Genomic DNA, 18,898 nt, shown 5'->3' with positions numbered 1-18,898 from the left:
AGATCAAAGTCCTGGCTGAGAGGCCAGGACTTTGTCATCAGTCTGAGCCCGCAACGCGGGCTTTCAGACTGCGAAAGAGTTATCCCTGAATACCACCACCTGTCATCCCCGCGCAGGCGGGGATTTCGGCAACACCGTTATTTATACAGATCGGCGCTGATGGTCATATTCGAGCCTTTATTCTGCCACTTCCTGGTGATGTGGTAGTACTTGGCGCCTTTTTCACCGGCGCGTTTGGCGACGGCCTCAGATACGGCGGGCTCGGTGCTGTAGTTACCGCGGAAGGTAATCGAATCAAACGGCACCATCTGCGCGGCGGTGGCGTTATTTAACTCCTCGATTTTGGTGCCGTCAGCCAAGGTTACAGTGTAACGACCGCCTTTTGATGACTGCGTTTCAAAGAAGTTACCGATATTACGGCTCGGGCTGCCGGAAGTCGCGACGCCGGGGATTTCCACCTTGGCGGCTTCGGCGCCGCCTGAAGCCAGGGCGGCCCGGCCGGCATCGGAATCGGCGGGAATAAGGTCGGTGCTTTGGATCTGACGTTTAGGCGCATCGGCTTTGTAAACGTAAGCGGTGACTTTCTGATTACCGCCGCTGGAGTTAACGTCAACCTGACGCACGATGTAGAACGAATCCGCATTTTTTTCTTTCGCCGCTTTGGCGATGGCATCGTTCAGATCGGGCTGGCTGCGGAAGAAACCGCCCACGGTGACGGTATCAAAAGGTTCCAGACCGTAGGCAACGTCTTTCGGCAGTTCTTTAACGCCATGGAAAGTGCGGTATTTGACCTCTTTACTCACTTTCGGGGCATCTTTATGATAGAGATCGACCGTAACCTTCGAGTTGCCGCGGGCGTTTACATCCATTATGCCCTGAACATAGAAAGCGTCGGCGCCGTGTCTATCCGCCCGCTTCGACGCCGCGGCGACCGCTTCGTTGATAGCGTTAAAACGGCCGATAAAGGTAATACGCTCAAATGGCTGCACCGCTTCAGCCTGCTCCGGCGTAAGTTCCTGCGCTGCCTGCGCTGAAAATGCAGCTAATGAAAGTAACGTGGACGCAATAACAGTAGTTTTCAGCTTCATAAAAAATCCTTTCGCCTGACGCATTAGGTTTACAACATGCTTAGCAATCAAGATGTAACGTAATAGCCGCCGATTATCGCACGGAATAAACACGCATGCTTTAGCATTTTAAAAAACATCGCAACGATCTTTTATCCGCGGAGATGAAGAAAAGCTGCAATAATAACGGTTATTGATTATTTAACTTACATAAGGGGTATTTACGCCGATCTGCGCATCAACCATGCCCGTAACACACCATTTTTGTGAAATACCCCAGAACAATTCATTAATAACAATGCTACAAAAGAGACGAGTAAGGGTGTTTTTTGACCAAAAAAAGCGAACGATGTCGGTGATGCCTCGGCTTTTAGATGAAATTCGTTTTATGTATGGATCATCGATCACATTTTCAGTAGGTTATAGGTGAATTTGCTCAAAGAGCGATATATAGCAAAAGACAGACAGCGTGCAATAAATCTCGGCTGAATCATGTCACCGGTGGGATTATAATAACCTTCGTTAAAAAATAAGCGAAAAAGGGAATCAGTATGCGTATTGGTGTTCCAAAAGAACGGTTGGCCAATGAAGCACGGGTTGCAGCAACGCCGAAAACGGTCGAACAGCTGCTGAAACTCGGCTTCGAGGTCTCAATAGAACAAGGGGCGGGGAAACTAGCCAGTTTTGACGACGCGGCTTATACGGAAGCCGGCGCGTCAATCACCGACAGTACCGAAGTCTGGCAATCCGACATTGTCCTGAAGGTCAATGCGCCGCAGGAAGATGAAATTGAGCTCACCCGGGCGGGGAGCACCATCGTCAGTTTCATCTGGCCGGCGCAGAATCCTGAACTGCTGGAAAAACTGGCGGCTCGCCAGGTGACGGTATTGGCGATGGACTCGGTTCCCCGCATTTCCCGCGCCCAGTCAATGGATGCGCTTAGCTCGATGGCGAACATCGCCGGTTACCGCGCCATTGTGGAAGCGGCTCATGAGTTTGGCCGTTTCTTTACCGGTCAGATTACCGCGGCGGGTAAGGTTCCGCCGGCCAAGGTGATGATTATCGGCGCCGGGGTTGCCGGTCTGGCGGCAATCGGCGCCGCCGGAAGTTTAGGCGCTATCGTGCGTGCTTTTGATACGCGTCCCGAAGTCAAGGAGCAGGTCAAAAGTATGGGGGCCGAGTTCCTGGAGCTCGACTTTGAAGAAGAGGCGGGCAGCGGCGACGGTTATGCCAAAGTCATGTCGGAAGCCTTTATCAAAGCGGAAATGGAACTGTTCGCCGCCCAGGCGAAAGAAGTGGATATCATTGTCACCACCGCGCTTATTCCCGGTAAACCCGCACCGCGGCTGATTACCAAAGAGATGGTGCAGGGCATGAAATCCGGCAGCGTGATTGTCGACCTGGCCGCGCAGACGGGCGGTAACTGTGAGTTAACCGTCGCCGACCGCGTTACGGTCACCGAAAACGGCGTCAAGATTATCGGTTACACCGATCTGCCCAGCCGTCTGCCAACCCAGTCTTCCCAGCTTTACGGCACCAACCTGGTCAACCTGCTGAAACTGTTGTGCAAAGAGAAGAATGGCGAAATCGACGTTGATTTTGAAGACAATGTCATTCGCGGCGTAACGGTAGTCAAAAATGGCGAAATCACCTGGCCCGCGCCGCCGATTCAGGTTTCCGCCCAGCCGCAACAGGCGAAACCCGCCGCGGCCGCGGTTAAGGTAGAGGAGAAGCCGGCTTCGCCATGGAAGAAATACGCTTTCCTGGCCATTGCGATCCTGCTGTTCGGCTGGCTGGCGAACGTTGCGCCGAAAGAGTTTCTGTCGCATTTCACCGTATTTGCCCTGGCGTGCGTGGTGGGATACTACGTGGTGTGGAATGTCAGTCATGCGCTGCATACCCCGTTGATGTCGGTAACCAATGCGATATCGGGCATTATCGTCGTGGGGGCATTGTTGCAAATCGGTCACGGCGGATGGGTATCTTTCCTTTCCTTTATCGCCGTATTGATTGCCAGCATCAATATTTTCGGTGGGTTCACCGTCACTCAGCGCATGCTGAAAATGTTCCGCAAAAACTAAGGGATAACACATGTCTGGTGGATTAGTTACAGCGGCATACATTGTTGCCGCGATTTTGTTTATTTTCAGTCTGGCGGGGTTATCGAAACACGAAACGTCCCGGCAGGGGAATATTTTCGGCGTCGTCGGGATGGCGATTGCGTTGATCGCCACCATCCTGGGACCGGATGCCGGCAACGTTGGCTGGATTATCGTCGCCATGGTGATTGGCGGTTCGATCGGCGTCTATCTGGCGCGCAAAGTTGAAATGACCGAAATGCCGGAGCTGGTCGCCATCCTGCACAGTTTTGTCGGGTTGGCCGCGGTGCTGGTAGGGTTCAACAGCTTTCTCGACCACGGTGAAATTACCGATCCGGTACTGGTGAATATCCATTTGACGGAAGTCTTTCTGGGGATCTTTATCGGTGCGGTAACCTTTACCGGTTCGGTTGTCGCCTTCGGCAAACTGCGCGGCATCATTTCATCCAAACCGCTGGCGCTGCCTCACCGCCATAAAATGAACCTGGCGGCGCTGGTGGTCTCTTTCCTGCTGCTTCTGCTGTTTGTCAATACCGGCAGCGTGGCGTTGCAGGCCATCGCCTTACTGTTGATGACGGCGATTGCGCTGGTGTTCGGCTGGCATTTGGTGGCTTCCATCGGCGGCGCCGACATGCCGGTGGTGGTTTCCATGCTGAACTCCTATTCCGGGTGGGCCGCCGCCGCCGCCGGCTTTATGTTGAGCAACGACCTGCTGATCGTAACCGGCGCGCTGGTGGGTTCTTCCGGTGCGATCCTGTCCTATATCATGTGTAAGGCGATGAACCGCTCTTTCATCAGCGTGATTGCCGGCGGTTTCGGTACCGACGGCTCCTCCACCGGTGAAGGCGAAGAGATGGGCGAGTACCGCGAGACGTCAGCGGAAGAGGTGGCCGACTTACTCAAGAACTCGAGCTCGGTGATTATCACTCCGGGGTACGGCATGGCGGTGGCGCAGGCGCAATATCCGGTACACGATATTACCGCCAAGCTACGCGCCCGCGGCATCAATGTCCGCTTTGGCATCCATCCGGTGGCGGGTCGTTTGCCGGGCCATATGAACGTTCTGCTGGCTGAAGCGAAAGTGCCTTACGACATCGTGTTGGAGATGGATGAAATCAACGATGATTTCTCCGCTACCGATACCGTGCTGGTTATCGGCGCCAACGATACGGTCAACCCGGCGGCGCAGGAAGATCCGCACAGTCCGATTGCCGGGATGCCGGTGCTGGAAGTGTGGAAAGCGCAGAACGTTATCGTGTTCAAGCGCTCGATGAACACCGGCTATGCCGGCGTGCAGAACCCCTTATTCTTCAAAGAAAATACGCAGATGCTGTTTGGCGACGCCAAAGCCAGCGTAGAGGCGATTCTGAAAGCGCTGTAAACCGCGCAGGAAAGCGAAAAAAAAGGGCGAGAAATCGCCCCTTTTTTTATATCGACCGAACAGCTACTTTTTATCTTCCTCCTCGTCGTCCTCATCCTGCGTGATGGGGGAGACGAAGTCATCAGGCTTGATCGCCAGCAGATCGCATTTCAGGTGGTCAATCACGTGCTCCACGGTGTTACCGATAAACGCGGCGGAAAGACCGGTGCGTCCGAGCGAGCCCAACACCACCACGCCCACCTGCAGATGCTCCGCCAAATCGGGAATAACCTCCTCCGGCAGCCCTTTTTCCACGTGGGTGACGCGTTCATCCAGATTGAATTTCTGACGCAGCGATTTCATCGCGATCAGGTGTTGGCCGCGAATGGCGTCGTTGTAGACGCCGGGGTCGAAATCAGGCAGTTCAATGGCGATATTGATCGGGGTAACCGGATAGGCCCCGACAAGATGCACCTCGGTTTCATTGACCTGTTTAGCCAGCTCCAGCGTTTCCGATACCAGCTTGATGTTAAGGGGGTCGTGATACGGGTCTTCACTGGACAGATTAACCGCCACCAGCGCGCGGCTCTCTTCCGGCCAGGGTTGGTCTTTGACCATCCACACGGGACAAGGGCATTTACGCAGTAGCTGCCAGTCGGTGGGGGTGAAAATAACCGCTTCCAGTCGATCGTGCTGATGCGCCATTTTCAATAACAGGTCATGCTGCCCGGCGATAACCTCGCGGATAATGGCTTCAAACGGCTTATTGTGCCAGACGACTTTTATCTCTATCGGTACGCCCGCTTCAAGATAATATTTGCATTGCTCGGTAATCCACTCGGTACGCTGCTGAATCACGCCCTGACGCATCTCTGTCCGTTCATCGGGAGATAAAAGGGTGGTCATCTCATAAGAAAAATCATAAATAGGCAGAAACGCTTTGATTCGGCCGCCAAGCCGCTGAACCAGATACACCGCCCGACGCAGCGCTGGCTGGTCATCCTGATTTGGGTCAATAGCTACAAGTAAATTCTGATACTTTGCCATAGGTCCTCCAAGCAGCCGTCAATTCACAGCCGGTAAATTAAGAGTACCCCAAGGGAATCGCTTTGGACAACAGATGATGAGAGCCGGATCAATAAAATAGGATTATCACTGATCCGGCAATAGCTTAGGATTTATTCGGCGAGGCGCCGGCAAGCTCGGAAAGGGCGCTGATATTTTCAATGGTGATGTATTTGCCTTTGACGGCAAGAATGCCGCTTTTCTGAAAACGCCCCAGCAGCCGGCTGATGGTTTCCACCGTTAATCCCAGATAATTGCCGATATCGCCGCGCGTCATGGTCAAACGGAATTCACGGGGAGAAAAGCCGCGCTCGGCGAAACGCCGGGAGAGGTTATACACGAAAGCCGCCAGACGTTCCTCCGCATTCTTTTTCGACAGCAGCAGGATCATATCCTGATCGCTGCGAATTTCGCCGCTCATCAAACGCATCATTTGCTGACGCAGATTGGGCATTTTCCCGGAAAGGTCATCCAGCGTTTCGAATGGAATTTCACACACCATCGAGGTTTCCAGCGCCTGAGCAAAGCTGGGATGCTGCGCATTGCCAATGGCATCAAAGCCGACCAGATCGCCCGCCAGATGAAAACCGGTGATCTGCTCATCACCCTGTTCGGTGATGGTATAGCTCTTAATGGTGCCCGAGCGGATGGCGTATAAAGATTTCAACTCGTCGCCCGCTTTGAAGAGCGCCTGTCCTTTCTGGATCGGCTTTTTCCTTTCAATGATATTGTCGAGCTGATCGAGCTCGTGCTCATTTAAAGTAAAGGGGATACATAGTTGACTGATGCTGCAATCCTGGCAGTGGATTGCACAACCGCCAGACTGGATGCGTCGGATAATTCGCTTTTCCGGTATCATAGTCTCTGCTCAGGCAATAATTGATATCGGTCAATTTTAACAGCTTTTATCGTCGCTGATAAGCCCGGTAATCCTTAGAACAGGCCAATAAATAGTGAACTAACGGAAAAAACGCGATTAGTTGCGGGGCGTAATTATTCGGTCCATATCGACTCGCGAAAATAAAATGTTATTAACGTCACATATTGAAAGAGAAAAAGAGAAACACATCACGCTTCCAATTTAAAAAAACGGAAGATAAATCACATTAAAATTTTATAATTTGCCAGACTGTTCACAAATTAACGTCTTACGTCTTTTAGTAACGCTAATTTTTCTGGAACGCCATTTCAATCATTTTCTCCCCCCCCTATGCTTGTCTCACCCAGCTCCCCTGATTTTAGTCAGGCACGCGGCAATCCTCGGTCAGGGCCGTCAACCGTTCAGGCGCCATCAGTATGGAAAGGAAATGCGGGTGCTCATGCCGGTGCCGTACCAGCCAGTTTTGCAGTTCATTGGCAAAGCGCTGGGTTTCAGCAAGCTGCGGTAACTGGCTGCGGCGGCCGGCAAGCGTAACGCCGTAGTTGTCCATATACAGGCGGCCGGCAATTAACAGCTTGGCGTTATTGAATAATTCGGTGTACCACCAGGCATATTCCCACACCGACCACAGCCGGGAAGACAAGGGTTCCGGCAGCAGGCGGGCGTGCTGGATTTCCCGGGCCGACTGGCGCAAACGCTGGGCGAAGAAGCGCATCTGCTGACATTCAAGGGTTAACAACTGCCGTTGCGATTCGCCAAAAGCGGGATCGTCCGGCGGGAAAAGCGGCTGAAAAGACTGCGCCCAGTTGGCGCTGCGGGTTTCAGCATGCAATAGCTGTACGGCATGCTCAAAATCAAGAGGTATCTGGCTATGATGATGCAACAGGCGTCCCAAAAAATAAGGGGTTTTACACATCCAGTCATAGCTGCTGAAGAACAGTTTCTGCACCGCGTCAAGGCGGGTTTTATTACGCGTATCAACGCCGTTTGCCGCCAGCCAGCGCAGAAATATCGCCCCGGCATTAAGACTTTCATCAGACTGGCCGATGATTTGCGACAGGCCGAACAGGTTGACTTCATTAATCGATTCCAGCAGCGAGCTGTTGCTGAGCCATTCCCAGCTGATTCTGGCGCTGACGGCTTCCAGCTCATCTCCGGCGACGGCCTGGGCCCAGCTGAGACGGCCCTGAATTTCATCCGCCAGCATACAGGGCAGCAGCGTCCAACCGTAATCGATACCCCACAGGTCAAACTCGATCCATTTCTTATAGCCTTTAAAATCAGCCACGTCCGGATTATTGGCAAAGCCGGGACGATAGCCCAGCGCGGTCGCCTTGATCGAGGCGCGCACGTCATTCGGCAGGCTATTCAGCGTACTTTGCAATTGGCGCCGCGGCCAGCTGTCGTCGATGTAATCGCGCAGCACCAGCTTCTTGCCGCGCCGGCGCAGGCAGCGATGCATCGCTTTCATGCCTTCTTTCCATTGGGTTTCATGGAATTCAGGAATTTGCAGACTAAGGATAATGCCGCTGATATCCGGCAGCGCGGCAACCGCCTCATCCACGATTTCACTATAAAAGCGCGTCAGAAACTGGCCGCTGACGCTGTTATTTTCGCTAAGAAAATATTCCGGGAATTTCTGTTTTATTTTGGCGTCGCCAGGAAACGCTTCGCCCTGGAGCCACAGCTGAATATTTTTCGCCAGACAATAGTCGCTGATTCGTTGCAGGTAACTCAGGGTATTTTCCCGTTCAAGATGCAGATTTTCTATTCCGGGGCCTTTGCTGAAAGCGGAAGGGCGGGCAAGCAGAGCCAGCATATTTTGCTGATGAATAATCAGGCCGTTAAATCGATATTTATCAATAACCGAAATGATTTCAAGAAAGTGAGGCCAATGCCAGATTAACGGCGTATTTACCTCCAATAAACGTAACGGCGGATAAAACCCCATATGTTATTCGCTATACCCATTGAGCGTAGCTAAAGGATATAAGGCATTAGCAAAAGTCTGTCAATCAAGCGCAATAGTTTGTCCGAAGTTTGTCATCAAGAGGAAATAATCATAATGAAGAAAAAGTATGCCGTAGTCGGGACCGGGGGACGTTCCGGTCTTTATTTGGAATCCATCGCCAGAGATTATCAACAGCAGGGGGGCTTTGTCGCTTTCTGCGACACCAACCAAACGCGCATCGACTATGCCAATCAGATAATCGGCAAATATGGCCACCAGGCCGTTCCGGCCTATCGGGCCGATCAATTTGAGCAGATGATTGCGGAAACAAAACCCGATATCGTTATCGTGTGCTCGATCGATCGCACGCACCACCACTATATTATCCGGGCGATGGAGCTGGGCTGCGATGTGATCACGGAAAAGCCCATGACCATCGACGAGGAAAAATGTCAGGCGATTATCGACGCCATCACCCGCACCGGTCGTAAGCTACGGGTGACCTTTAACTATCGCTATGCGCCTCATCACAGCAAAGTGCGTGAATTGATTGCCGCCGGCGTCATTGGCGAGGTGTTTTCGGTCCATTTCGAATGGCTGCTGAATACCGAACACGGCGCGGACTACTTTCGGCGCTGGCACCGCGACAAACGTAACAGCGGCGGTTTGCTGGTGCATAAATCCACCCACCATTTCGACCTGGTCAACTTCTGGCTGAACAGCGAGCCAGAAACGGTTTATGCCCAGGGCGACCTGCGGTTTTACGGCAAGGCGAATGCCGAAGCGCGCGGCGTGACGCAATTCTATGCGCGCGCGCACCAAAGCCCGGCGGCGGAAAACGATCCCTTTGCCCTGCATATGCATAAAAGCGAACAGCTGAGCGCACTATATTTAAACGCCGAGCATGAGGATGGCTATTACCGTGACAAAAGCGTGTTTGACGACGGTATTAATATCGAAGATGTGCTCGGCGTGATGGTGCGTTATAAAAACAAGGCCATCATGACCTATTCATTAAACGCCTATTTGCCCTGGGAAGGGTTAAACGTGGTGTTTAACGGCAGTAAAGGGCGGCTGGAAATGAAGCTGGTCGAAAAATCCTATGTTAACGGCGGCGGACGAAAAGAAGATGAGGGCGCCCTGAACGAATGCGAAATAAAAGTCTACCCCATGTTCGAAACGCCTTATCGCGTCGCGGTTGAATATCAGGCCGGCGGCCACGGCGGCGGCGACCAGGTGATGCTGAATGATTTATTCGGCACGCCGCAGCCCGATCCGTTAAACCGGGCGGCCGGCTATCGTGACGGGGCGATGTCCATTCTGACCGGTATCGCCGCCAACCGCTCCCTGCGCCTGGAACTGCCGGTGAAAATTGCACAACTGGCGGTCAACTTACCGGAATAAGTCTGAAATAAGTCGATAGAAACCCTGCCTGAGCCGATGTTCAGGCAGGCATTTTCCACATCCGCCGTACCCACGATTCACCTGCCGTGTGGGTGGAAATTACCCATATCAACGATAACAAGGGTTCTATTATGACGACGTTTCTCCACAAATTACCTCGACTGCTGTTACTCGGCGCCGTATTGCCGTTGGCCGGCGCATTTTCTCAACCGGCGGATGCGGCGGAAATTCGCATTTCCTGGTGGGGCGGGAATCAACGCCACGAGGCGACCCTGGCGGCGATCAACGCTTTTCAGCGAGCTAATCCATCTATTACGGTAAAAGCGGAATACGCCGGATGGGACGGTTACCTCTCGCGCCTGTCGACCCAAATAGCCGGGGGGCAGGAGCCGGACGTAATGCGCATAGACTGGAACTGGCTGCCGCAGTTTTCCCGCAACGGCGAAGGGTTCTACGACCTGAACCGGCAGCAGGCGGCGCTGGCCCTGCAAAATTTTCCGCCCCAGTACCTTAAAATGGGCGATGTAAAAGGGAAGCTGCAAGGCGTGCCGATTTCCATGACCTCGCGCACCCTGATTTATAACCGGGCCATCTGGCAAAAGGCGGGCGTCGCCTATCCCCAAACCTGGGATGAACTCTTTGCCGCCGGGTTGGCTTTCAAGCAAAAGCTGGGGAATAACTATTATCCGCTTGGCGTGGCGCAGGGCGCCGGAGATTCACTTGATATATTGGCGCTGGCCCGCAGCTATATGGCGCAGAAATACGGTATCGATCTGATTGATGAGAAGCAACGGGGTCTGGCCTACAGCCGGGAGCAGGTTTATGAGCTGTTCCGTTTTTACCAGAAACTGGTCGATTCCCATGTGATACCCGATCAGCGTTATTTTTCTTCGTTCGGCCGTACCAACGTGTATGAGATCCGCCCGTGGATCAACGGCGAGCTGGCCGGTATGTATCTGTGGGACTCCTCCATCTACACCTATTCGAGCAATATGCCGCAAGAGGCGGTGCTGGAACCGGGGCCGTTTATCACGCTGCCCGCGGCCAAGGATTCCGGCATGACCACCAAGCCGTCTTCGCTGTTTGCCGTCAGCAAGCATACCAGGCACCCGCGGGAGGCGGCGCAGTTGATCAATTTTCTGCTGAACGATGCGGAGGGAATAAAAGCGCTGGGGCTGCAAAACGGCATGCCGATAACCCCGCAGGCGCAAAAGCTGCTGGAGGATATCGGGGTGATCAATCCGCAGAATGTGCTGGCCAATGCCTATCGCGCCGCCGCCGCACAGCCAGAATCACAGGTTGCGGTTTCGCCCTTTATGGAAAATCAGGAACTGGTGCAGCTATGGACCAACAGCGTACAAAAGCTGGATTATGGCAAGGGGAGTTTGCAAGAGATCGCCGATGACTTTTTAAGCGGCGCCAACCGAATATTAAAGCGCGCCATTCGCTAGGCGCCAAAGCGGATGCCGCAGCGAAACCGCTGCGGCATCCGGCCGTGTTTACTCAAAAATCATTACTCAATCACGCCGCAGGCCAGACGCGCGCCGCCGCCGCCCAGTTTTTCCGGGCTGTCGGCGTAGTTATCGCCGCCGGCATGGATCATCAGCGCATGGTTTTTCACCTCGGACAGCGATTTTATCCGCGGCGCCAGAACCTGATAGGTGGCAGTGCCATCGGCGTTAACCACCAGTCCGGGCAGGTCTCCCAGATGCCCCTGGTCGGTATAAGGCCCCAGATGCTTGCCGGTTTTTTCAGGATCGAGGTGCCCGCCGGCCGCCTGCGCAGGCACGGTTTTGCCATCCTGTTCCGCCGGCGCGCAGCTGCCTTTCTCATGGACATGGAAGCCGTGGATCCCCGGGGCCAGTCCGGTTAAATTCGGGGTGAAAAGTAGGCCGTAGGGGGTTTCCGTTATCGACACCTCGCCAAGCGCCTTGCCGTTGCCGGTCGGCAGCGCTTCATTCAGGGTCACCGTGGTGCTGGCGGCGAATGCGGAACAGGAAAAGAACACGCCTGTCAGGATAAGAGCCTTCAGTTTCATTGTCTTTTGCCTCTATTGTTATTGGAGCGGCCGATGCCGATATCGTCATGCAGGATGAATACATCTCGGAATGAAATAATAGTTGAGCCAGGGGAGGCGTCAAATCAGGGGGTTGTTTTCTGAGGGAAAAAATGATGCCAAAGGCATGAAATGTTCATTATTTACCGGCGCAAGCGCCGCTCCCCCGGAGCAAACCGGGGGAGAACTGCATTACTTCTCGGCGGGTTTAATCGCCTTTAATATCACGCCCAGGCGTTCGCGTTGTTCGTCGCCGACTTCGCGGGCGGCGGAATATCCCGCGTTTTGTATAATCATTTCATTAAGCGCGATCAGCCAGTCGTAAATATAAAACGCCGTATTGTTGGTGGGCGTGAGCGACAGCTTGGTCAGCCGCTGCGCCGCCCCCCAGTTCACCGCCTGCTTTTCCGGCTTGGCGAAAATTTTATGACCGCGATTGATACGGCTGGCGGGGCGCAGCGTCTCGTCCACCTGCTGGAACCCCAGCCAGGCGACAAAGTCTCCCAACACGGTAAGCACCCGGGATACCTGACGGTCGGCTTTACTTTCACGGTGTACGGATAACTGTTCGCTATCCGCCAGCATGCCGACCAGCGCGTCTTCGATCTCCAGCCGGATACTGGCGGTGATCAGTTCTTCCACCAGTATTTCGATGGTCGCTTTAGCCACCCCCAGCAGTTCTATTAACGGCGCATTTTCCGGCAGGCCGCGCAGATGGTTTATCCAGTAACGATAAACATGGTGGGCATATTCCGCTTCATAGCCATGATCGAGCGCCTGAACGGGGGAGGCGGGTTGATCGATATCGACGGGTTCGTCGGCAAACAGATCGATTTCGATCCCGATGCCAAAAGGCTCGGCGCCGCTTAACGCCGCGCCGGGTTCGTCGGCTTCCTGCTGATAGCCATAGCCCGGCTGCCCCTGCCGCTTCAGGTAGAGGCGGCGCAGCTCGTCGCGCGAGGGCAATAATCGCTCCAGCAACTCGCCGTGTACGCCGGTGCGGGTCTGCAACGATTTAAGCAGGGTTTCGGCGATATGCTGTTTTTGCGCCGGATCGTCGATTTCCGCCGGCCGATACCAGTTGCCCAGCAGATTATCTCCCAGCTCGCGCTGGATTTCGCCGAGCTGTTCGCCGATGCGCCCGAGCTTCACTTCACGGTGGACCTCCGTACCCAGCCAGGCCGCCATGCGGCTTACGCCACGTTTATCCATTGCCAGCATGGTGCCCCAGGCATCGCCGGGATTGCCGACGTAACGCTGCACCGCGGCGTCATAGTTCTGTCCGTGCGTAATGCGGCGGTCAAAGCGGGTCACCGCCCAGATCAGCCCCGGCTTGCGGCGGCTGCGAACCTGCGCGTTTTCCCCCTGGGTTTGTTTAACCCAGTAATCCAGCGCCTTGCCGACGGCTTTTATCTCGGAACGTTGGCCCGCGGCGCTGCAAACCATCAGCAAATTCATTTCCTGATTGTCGGTATAGCGTTCCAGCAGATAGGCGCGCTTGGCGCGCAACAGGCTATGCGCCAGGGGATGCGGATCCTTTTGCTCGTCGCCGTCCTGCCGAGCGGCTACCGGCGGCGTATCGCCGAAATCGGGGAAATCCAGTATATCGACCTGCTCAAACAACGCTTCGCGGGGAGGCGAATGTAAAGGGATCAGCAGTTCGGCCGCCAGCATCGTCAGTTCGGCCTGCGATAGCTCAACCGCTTTTCCCGCCCGGCCGTTCAATACCGGCCGCAGCAACACCCCAGCATCATCGGCGGCGTTGAGGCGCTCCAGCGCGGCGCCGTTAATCATGCCGTTGGCGGGACGCAGGGCTTCATCCACCAACACCCGGATCGGCGCCAGCACCTTGTGGGCGCCGGAAAGATGTTGCAGCGTATGGGCGAAATGGCGATAGGCGGCGGTCAGATCCTGACGCGCTCCCCAGAGCGGCGAGAACAGCTGCGCGCGGTCGTCAACGCTGAGGTACGGCGCCAGCTCCACCGCCGCGGGCCAGAAGTGCGTCTCCAACTGCTTTTGCCGTTTGGCGTCATGACGCGCCAGATAGTCCCACAGGGCGACGACCTCATCGGCGTTTACGCCGTCGACGGGCTCCGGCTGGCGGTGCGGCGACAGCACGTTTAGATGGTCGGCGATCTGCCGTTCGTCCAGCTCCTCGAACGCGTTTTCCTGTTGCCGATCGTGCAGAAAGGCGTTGGCGATAATCTTGCCGATGTCCGCTTCGCTGAGCAGTTGCAGCTGAACGGGAAAGGATTTATTTTTCACCGCCGCCTGACGGCTAAAGCGGGTCACCAGCGAGGTGGGGTGATTATCCGGGTTGATATGGGTAAGAAAATCAAGCTGCCGTCCCTCCAAAGAGGTTTCCAGCCGGCCATTCTCTCCCGCCGCCAGGGCGGAAATCAGATAAGATTTCCCCGCCTGCGACAGGCCAAAGAAACCGATGGCGATATCTTTCAGCGCCACGTCCGACAGATGTTGCGCCTTATTGCGGTGACGACGCAGTTTAACAATCAGCCTGTCGGCCTCAATATCCAGCCGCGGCGCATGTTGCCGCGTGGTTTCAATCCAGTCTATCGCCCGATCAACGCCTTGCGCTACGGCCTGTAGCTGGCTATGGAGTCGGCTCGACTGTTGTTTGGGCGTTAATGGTTTCATTTTCTAAATACGCTCCCGCTATCGATCCAATAATGAGTCGCTCCTGAGTCGTTAGCGGCCAATGTGTTCAATTTAAGCCGCAAATGTTGCGGCGGAATGCGGCTGCCGTCGTCCAGAACCGCATCGGCTATGGCAAAGCGTTCCGGGCCGTGCCGCTCGTCTCCGCCGGTCACCGCCAGCCTGACGCGCAGCACGTTGTCGCCGACCACTTTTCTCGCCAGTTCCTGATCGACAATCGACAGGATATACAGGGAGGATGCCGGCCAGCGTTCGTTGTCCAGCTGGCGGAAGCCCAGGCAGAGCGAACCGCGCACCTGGAAACTGCCGTCGGGATCAAGCGCAAAGTCCGGCGCATCCAGGTCTATGTCGCCGTAATAGACATTGTCGGCGCTCAGGACGTTATTGCCGTCCATCATGCCAAGATAGCGCACGGTGGAATAGGGCTGAAAATCACCGACTTTAAAATAGAACCCCGGCAGACGGAGATCCTGCGCCAGCAGGCATAGCATCGCGCCGACGGCGGCGGTGGATTTCGGATTATCAATCCGTCCTCGTTTATTGAACGGATACCAGTCATTGGTGTGATAGCCGTCCAGCGACAGCATGCGGTTGATCGGCAGCGGCTGCAAATGGCGGAACAACGCCTGAATGCCCGGAAAACGGGAAGGGCGCCCGGTTAACAGCAGCACGTCGCAGGAATAGAGAGAGACGACCTCGGACATCAAACGCAGGTTTTGGGTAATGCTCATCCGGTTGGATAAAAACTCCCCATGCAGCTTGCCCAGTTTGAGGATCAGCGGCACCTGTAAGATATCGAAGGCGCTATCGTCAGGCAGTTCGCGCTGCACCTCGGTATTGACGTACTCCAGCACCTTCGGCGTGGGATGCTGCTCCAGCAGTTCGCCAAAGGAGGACTCTATTTCGGCGCTGACGTCCAGCGGGTCGAAACCTTCATACGCTTCCAGAATCGAGCGTCCGATGGGAATGAATATCTGTAAGGTAACCTGCTGGCGCAGCGTCAGCTGCCCGTCGATGCGCCCCTCGTTGCCGAACAGTTTGGCCATCAACACCTCGGGGCTGGCCATTCCCGCCGTTTTCAGCGCCGCCTGTAGCGCCGGCAAGACATAAAGCTGGATAACGTCCAGCAGAATATCGTCGCCCGCCACCTTGAACCCTTCGCGGAACAGCAAACGCGGGATGATCTTGACGTTGCTGCCGACGCCGTCATCCAACAGATATTGCGTGATGGCCAAATCCGTGGTGCCGCCGCCGATATCAATCGACGCAATGCGTAACGTTTTGCCGGCGGGCTCGTTTTCCGACGGTTCCTTATCCGGGCGCGCCATGCTGGCGAAAAAGTCTTCGGCGCGTCCGCCGAAATTGACCTGGGCTTCGTTGTACAGATACACCATCTGCCCGCAGGTGGCTTCATCCCATTCGATCTGCACTTCCGGCACCGGAACCCGGCTTTTCGCCCGGTCTTGCGGGGTAGTGAAATCGTCGTCCAGCGGATGCCAGCCCATGGATTTCCATACCAGGGCGATGGCTTCATTCATCCGGCGCCGAAAAATTTCCCGCTCCGGCTTCGGCATCGCCGAGGGCAGGGTAAGAATAATATTGCGCAGCTGACGCGGCGCGCTGGCGTGGATCATTTTCTGGCGCTGGGCGGCGCTGTTCATCTGCATCAGCGCCTGCAACAGCAACTCGGACAGCATAAACGTCATCACCGAACTGCGGCTGTAGTGCGGGGAAAAAACCGGCAAACGTTCCTCAAACGGCTGATGGTACAAAGGCCGGCCTTCGTCGTCGAGCAACACGGTCAGCGGCATGGCCGTCGCCAGCGGCTCGTTCGGCGCACTGGTTTCGGACTGGCTGAAGCGCCAGCCGGGCGCATAGCTCTCTTCATCCCACAGATAACGCCGCGGGCTGGAAATGCCGGTTGAGCCCTCCGCCCCCTGACGCAATAACGCCATTCGGCTGGCCTCACGGCCGACGCGGGTAATGGACGGCCAGATAAAGGCATCGTCGCGCCCGCTTTCAACGGAAAAGTTCTGCTTGCCGAATTTAGCCTGGGCGAATTCAACCCGGCTTTCAAACAGCTCGTTATACAGGTAGTGGGGGTGGCTCAGATCGCGCAGTTGCAGTTCGTACGTCTGTTTTAGTCCGTTGCTTTCATCGGCGTGATCTTCCACTAAAATGCCGCAGGTGTGGGAGTTGCCGACGTCCAGAATCAGATCGACGTTGACGGCGGGTTCCTGCAAGGTGCTGGCGTTAATGCGAATTTCCGGCACCGATAGCTGATTGCCCAGCATATCCAGCAAATTCATGTAATGCGCCTGATATTCAAACCCTCTGAGCGCGAGTTTAATTTCCCGCTCGTTGCGGTTTTCCCGCCTGATCGCCTGCTGGGTAAAAACTTCCCGCAGCCAGCCGTCCACCCAGGTCAGATCAAGAAACTCGCCCAGTTCGTCGCTGTGGTAGGCCAGCGCAAAGCCGCCCCCGCTTTTGATATCGTTCTCATTCGGCGCCAGAGATTCGTATTCATGCCCCTCGGGGTAGACTTTGGTATCGAAAGCCAGACAGATTCGATGCGTATTGCCGTCCTGATCCGGGGTATCCAGCGCCAGAATCTGCATCCGCGCCCAGTTGTCCGGCCCGCCCATAAAGGTGCGCGGCGGGTTAAAACGCAAAAAAGGCAGCGGCAGCCAGATTTTTTCCAGCAGCCTCAGCGATTGCTCAAGCGGAATGCTCAGTTCCGGCTTGACCACCTCCGGCGGGGCGCCCGCCGGCGACGGCAGGATGTATTTACCCGTCTGCGGGGTATGGATCAGGCGCAGCAACGGTCCATTGGCGCTTTTGCGCACATATTTATTAGGCAGCGCGGCGGATAATTCCGGTTTCAGGGCAAAATCCAGAAATTGAATGCCGCTGTCCTGAATAAGCGTAATTCTCTGTTGGTAATCGGTGATCGTCGCCAGCATTATGATTTACTCTCGCGCTTTATCGTCATGGGGAAGACCGCATCAGCGTTATAGCGACCGGTACACTCTGCGACGCCCGTCGCACTTCGTTTACATACCAGCTCCGGCATCTTGAATCGGGTATTGTCGCTGCATCGCGCCCGATAACGGCTGTTGATGACCAGGTTACCGGAACTCATCAATCCCGCCTCGATATCCGCCCGGCAGGTGATGCCGTCGCCATGGGTTATTCTTGCCGTACCCTTGCCGTTTTTAATCTGATATCTCAGGCTCGGCGGGCGACCGGTAACGGTAATCGGGGTTCTGGCATCGACGGAAACCCGCCAGTTGCCGTTAAGGAAGTTGACCGACCCCAGCCTTACCGCGTCCGCCGGCATAACCAGCTCCTCTTTGCCGGCCGCGGCGGGCGGGGCAACCGGCGTTGGCTCCGGAATTACCGGCTCGGAAACCGCCTCTGGCGCCGGCGCGGCCTCCTGTGATTCAGTCGCGGCTGACGGCGTGTCGGTTACCGGTTCAACCTGCGTGGTTTCCGGCGGCGATGCGGGACTTACCGCTTCACGCTTCGCTTCCTGGACCTCGGGCTCGGCCGCCGGCTGCGGCTCAGGCTCGCGCACTGAAGCGGGCAACGCGCGTTTTTCGGGCTGTATGGTCGCGGCCAATGGCGTTGGCGTCTTATCCTGCTGAGCAAGCCATCCATAAATCTGTAGCGACAGAACCGCCAACAGCGCCGCCGCCGGGAATAGCCACCACAGGCGCAGCCGTTGGCTGCGGGCGGCTGCCTGGGGTTTAGCAGCCGGCTCCGGCGTGACGACGGGATTAGGCCGGGGCGGCGTTATCGGCGCAGCGGGGGGCTCGGCATTGACCGGCGCGGCGGCGAAAACCGGGACGGCTTCTTCCACCTGACGCAGGCAATCCAGCGCGTCGGCGCGGGATTTTTTATCCAGATTCACAAATCCCCAGAAGGTCAATACCGGTTTGCCGTCAACCAGATAAACGTGGTTGGGGCCAGGGAACTGGATGGCTTTCGCCAGCAGCACGCCAAAAAGCTGCTGTGCCGGCTTTTCCGAGCGTTGCGCCCGCTGGCTGATATCGGCGACGGCCGCCTGATAGGCTTCCAATTGCTTAAGCGCCGCAGCCCGTTCCTCTTCGCTGGCGGCGATCCAGGAGGTTATCTTACCTTCCACCGGCGCGTACCAGTCAATACGGTCGCCGTCTTCGTTCGGCTGGGGGATAGCCAGACAATCCGCAATCTGCTGTTGTTTTCTGAGGCGCAATGTTTCGCGTAGCTGAAGTGCGGATGCATAAACCGGCTGTCCGTTTTCGCCCAGAGCCAGAAAATCATCCAAACTCCCGCTACGTAAAAATAGTTTTGTCACGCAA

The 18,898-nt window shown here is 55.6% G+C and carries 12 protein-coding genes; 4 read left to right on the top strand and 8 right to left on the bottom strand.

Annotation, left to right across the window (positions count from 1 at the left end):
• Nucleotides 1-137 precede the first annotated feature (137 nt).
• A complete protein-coding gene (ydgH, locus tag DDT56_RS17815; RefSeq protein ID WP_136167764.1) occupies nt 138-1,088 on the bottom strand; it encodes a DUF1471 family protein YdgH in 951 nt (316 codons plus the stop codon).
• 530 nt (nt 1,089-1,618) lie between these two features.
• On the opposite strand from ydgH, the gene pntA reads away from it, so the two are divergent.
• Together pntA and pntB are read left to right on the top strand one after the other, a co-directional pair.
• Entirely contained in the window at nt 1,619-3,148 is a 1,530-nt protein-coding gene (gene pntA, locus DDT56_RS17810) for a Re/Si-specific NAD(P)(+) transhydrogenase subunit alpha (protein WP_136167763.1), read from the top strand.
• A gap of 10 nt (nt 3,149-3,158) precedes the next feature.
• On the top strand, nt 3,159-4,547 hold the full coding sequence (gene pntB / locus DDT56_RS17805) for a Re/Si-specific NAD(P)(+) transhydrogenase subunit beta (protein WP_136167762.1): 1,389 nt from the start codon (nt 3,159-3,161) through the stop codon (nt 4,545-4,547).
• Between the two features lie 63 nt (nt 4,548-4,610).
• On the opposite strand, the gene uspE is transcribed toward pntB, so the two are convergent.
• The 3 genes from uspE to DDT56_RS17790 form a co-directional block, all read right to left on the bottom strand.
• Nucleotides 4,611-5,573, bottom strand: a complete 963-nt coding sequence (uspE, locus tag DDT56_RS17800; protein WP_136167761.1) for a universal stress protein UspE — start codon at nt 5,571-5,573, stop codon at nt 4,611-4,613.
• A 124-nt stretch (nt 5,574-5,697) separates the two neighbouring features.
• Nucleotides 5,698-6,450 (bottom strand): fumarate/nitrate reduction transcriptional regulator Fnr, encoded by a 753-nt coding sequence (locus DDT56_RS17795; RefSeq protein ID WP_136167760.1) that lies wholly within the window; start codon nt 6,448-6,450, stop codon nt 5,698-5,700.
• A gap of 379 nt (nt 6,451-6,829) precedes the next feature.
• Entirely contained in the window at nt 6,830-8,422 is a 1,593-nt protein-coding gene (locus DDT56_RS17790) for a hypothetical protein (protein WP_136167759.1), read from the bottom strand.
• Between the two features lie 114 nt (nt 8,423-8,536).
• Here DDT56_RS17790 and DDT56_RS17785 point away from each other — a divergent pair, with 114 nt between their 5' ends.
• Complete coding sequence (locus tag DDT56_RS17785; RefSeq protein ID WP_136167758.1) at nt 8,537-9,826, top strand: Gfo/Idh/MocA family protein; 1,290 nt, start codon at nt 8,537-8,539, stop codon at nt 9,824-9,826.
• Between the two features lie 131 nt (nt 9,827-9,957).
• Complete coding sequence (locus DDT56_RS17780) at nt 9,958-11,277, top strand: ABC transporter substrate-binding protein (protein ID WP_136167757.1); 1,320 nt, start codon at nt 9,958-9,960, stop codon at nt 11,275-11,277.
• 62 nt (nt 11,278-11,339) lie between these two features.
• Here DDT56_RS17780 and sodC read toward each other — a convergent pair whose 3' ends face one another.
• The 4 genes from sodC to DDT56_RS17760 form a co-directional block, all read right to left on the bottom strand.
• Nucleotides 11,340-11,864, bottom strand: a complete 525-nt coding sequence (gene sodC / locus DDT56_RS17775) for a superoxide dismutase family protein (protein ID WP_136167756.1) — start codon at nt 11,862-11,864, stop codon at nt 11,340-11,342.
• Between the two features lie 210 nt (nt 11,865-12,074).
• Nucleotides 12,075-14,537: a putative virulence factor gene (locus DDT56_RS17770; protein WP_136167755.1), complete on the bottom strand. Its 2,463-nt coding sequence runs from the start codon at nt 14,535-14,537 to the stop codon at nt 12,075-12,077.
• Nucleotides 14,534-17,518: a virulence factor SrfB gene (locus tag DDT56_RS17765; protein ID WP_136167754.1), complete on the bottom strand. Its 2,985-nt coding sequence runs from the start codon at nt 17,516-17,518 to the stop codon at nt 14,534-14,536. Before DDT56_RS17765 ends, DDT56_RS17770 begins: the two co-directional genes overlap by 4 nt.
• On the bottom strand, nt 17,518-18,894 hold the full coding sequence (locus DDT56_RS17760; RefSeq protein WP_136167753.1) for an SrfA family protein: 1,377 nt from the start codon (nt 18,892-18,894) through the stop codon (nt 17,518-17,520). The genes DDT56_RS17765 and DDT56_RS17760 overlap by 1 nt, the downstream gene beginning before the upstream one ends.
• Nucleotides 18,895-18,898: the final 4 nt, after the last annotated feature.

Source organism: Brenneria corticis (genome assembly GCF_003115855.1).
In the GTDB taxonomy this organism is placed as follows: domain Bacteria; phylum Pseudomonadota; class Gammaproteobacteria; order Enterobacterales; family Enterobacteriaceae; genus Brenneria; species Brenneria corticis.
The sequence above is the reverse complement of the archived record's forward strand: the minus strand, read 5'-3'. Positions and strand labels throughout refer to the sequence as shown.

Coding starts and splice junctions, on each gene's coding strand:
- DDT56_RS17780 (WP_136167757.1), top strand. CDS start 9,958: ATGACGACGTTTCTCCACAAATTACCTCGACTGCTGTTACTCGGCGCC.
- DDT56_RS17790 (WP_136167759.1), bottom strand. CDS start 8,422: ATGGGGTTTTATCCGCCGTTACGTTTATTGGAGGTAAATACGCCGTTA.
- pntA (WP_136167763.1), top strand. CDS start 1,619: ATGCGTATTGGTGTTCCAAAAGAACGGTTGGCCAATGAAGCACGGGTT.
- DDT56_RS17765 (WP_136167754.1), bottom strand. CDS start 17,518: ATGCTGGCGACGATCACCGATTACCAACAGAGAATTACGCTTATTCAG.
- ydgH (WP_136167764.1), bottom strand. CDS start 1,088: ATGAAGCTGAAAACTACTGTTATTGCGTCCACGTTACTTTCATTAGCT.
- uspE (WP_136167761.1), bottom strand. CDS start 5,573: ATGGCAAAGTATCAGAATTTACTTGTAGCTATTGACCCAAATCAGGAT.
- sodC (WP_136167756.1), bottom strand. CDS start 11,864: ATGAAACTGAAGGCTCTTATCCTGACAGGCGTGTTCTTTTCCTGTTCC.
- pntB (WP_136167762.1), top strand. CDS start 3,159: ATGTCTGGTGGATTAGTTACAGCGGCATACATTGTTGCCGCGATTTTG.
- DDT56_RS17770 (WP_136167755.1), bottom strand. CDS start 14,537: ATGAAACCATTAACGCCCAAACAACAGTCGAGCCGACTCCATAGCCAG.
- DDT56_RS17795 (WP_136167760.1), bottom strand. CDS start 6,450: ATGATACCGGAAAAGCGAATTATCCGACGCATCCAGTCTGGCGGTTGT.
- DDT56_RS17785 (WP_136167758.1), top strand. CDS start 8,537: ATGAAGAAAAAGTATGCCGTAGTCGGGACCGGGGGACGTTCCGGTCTT.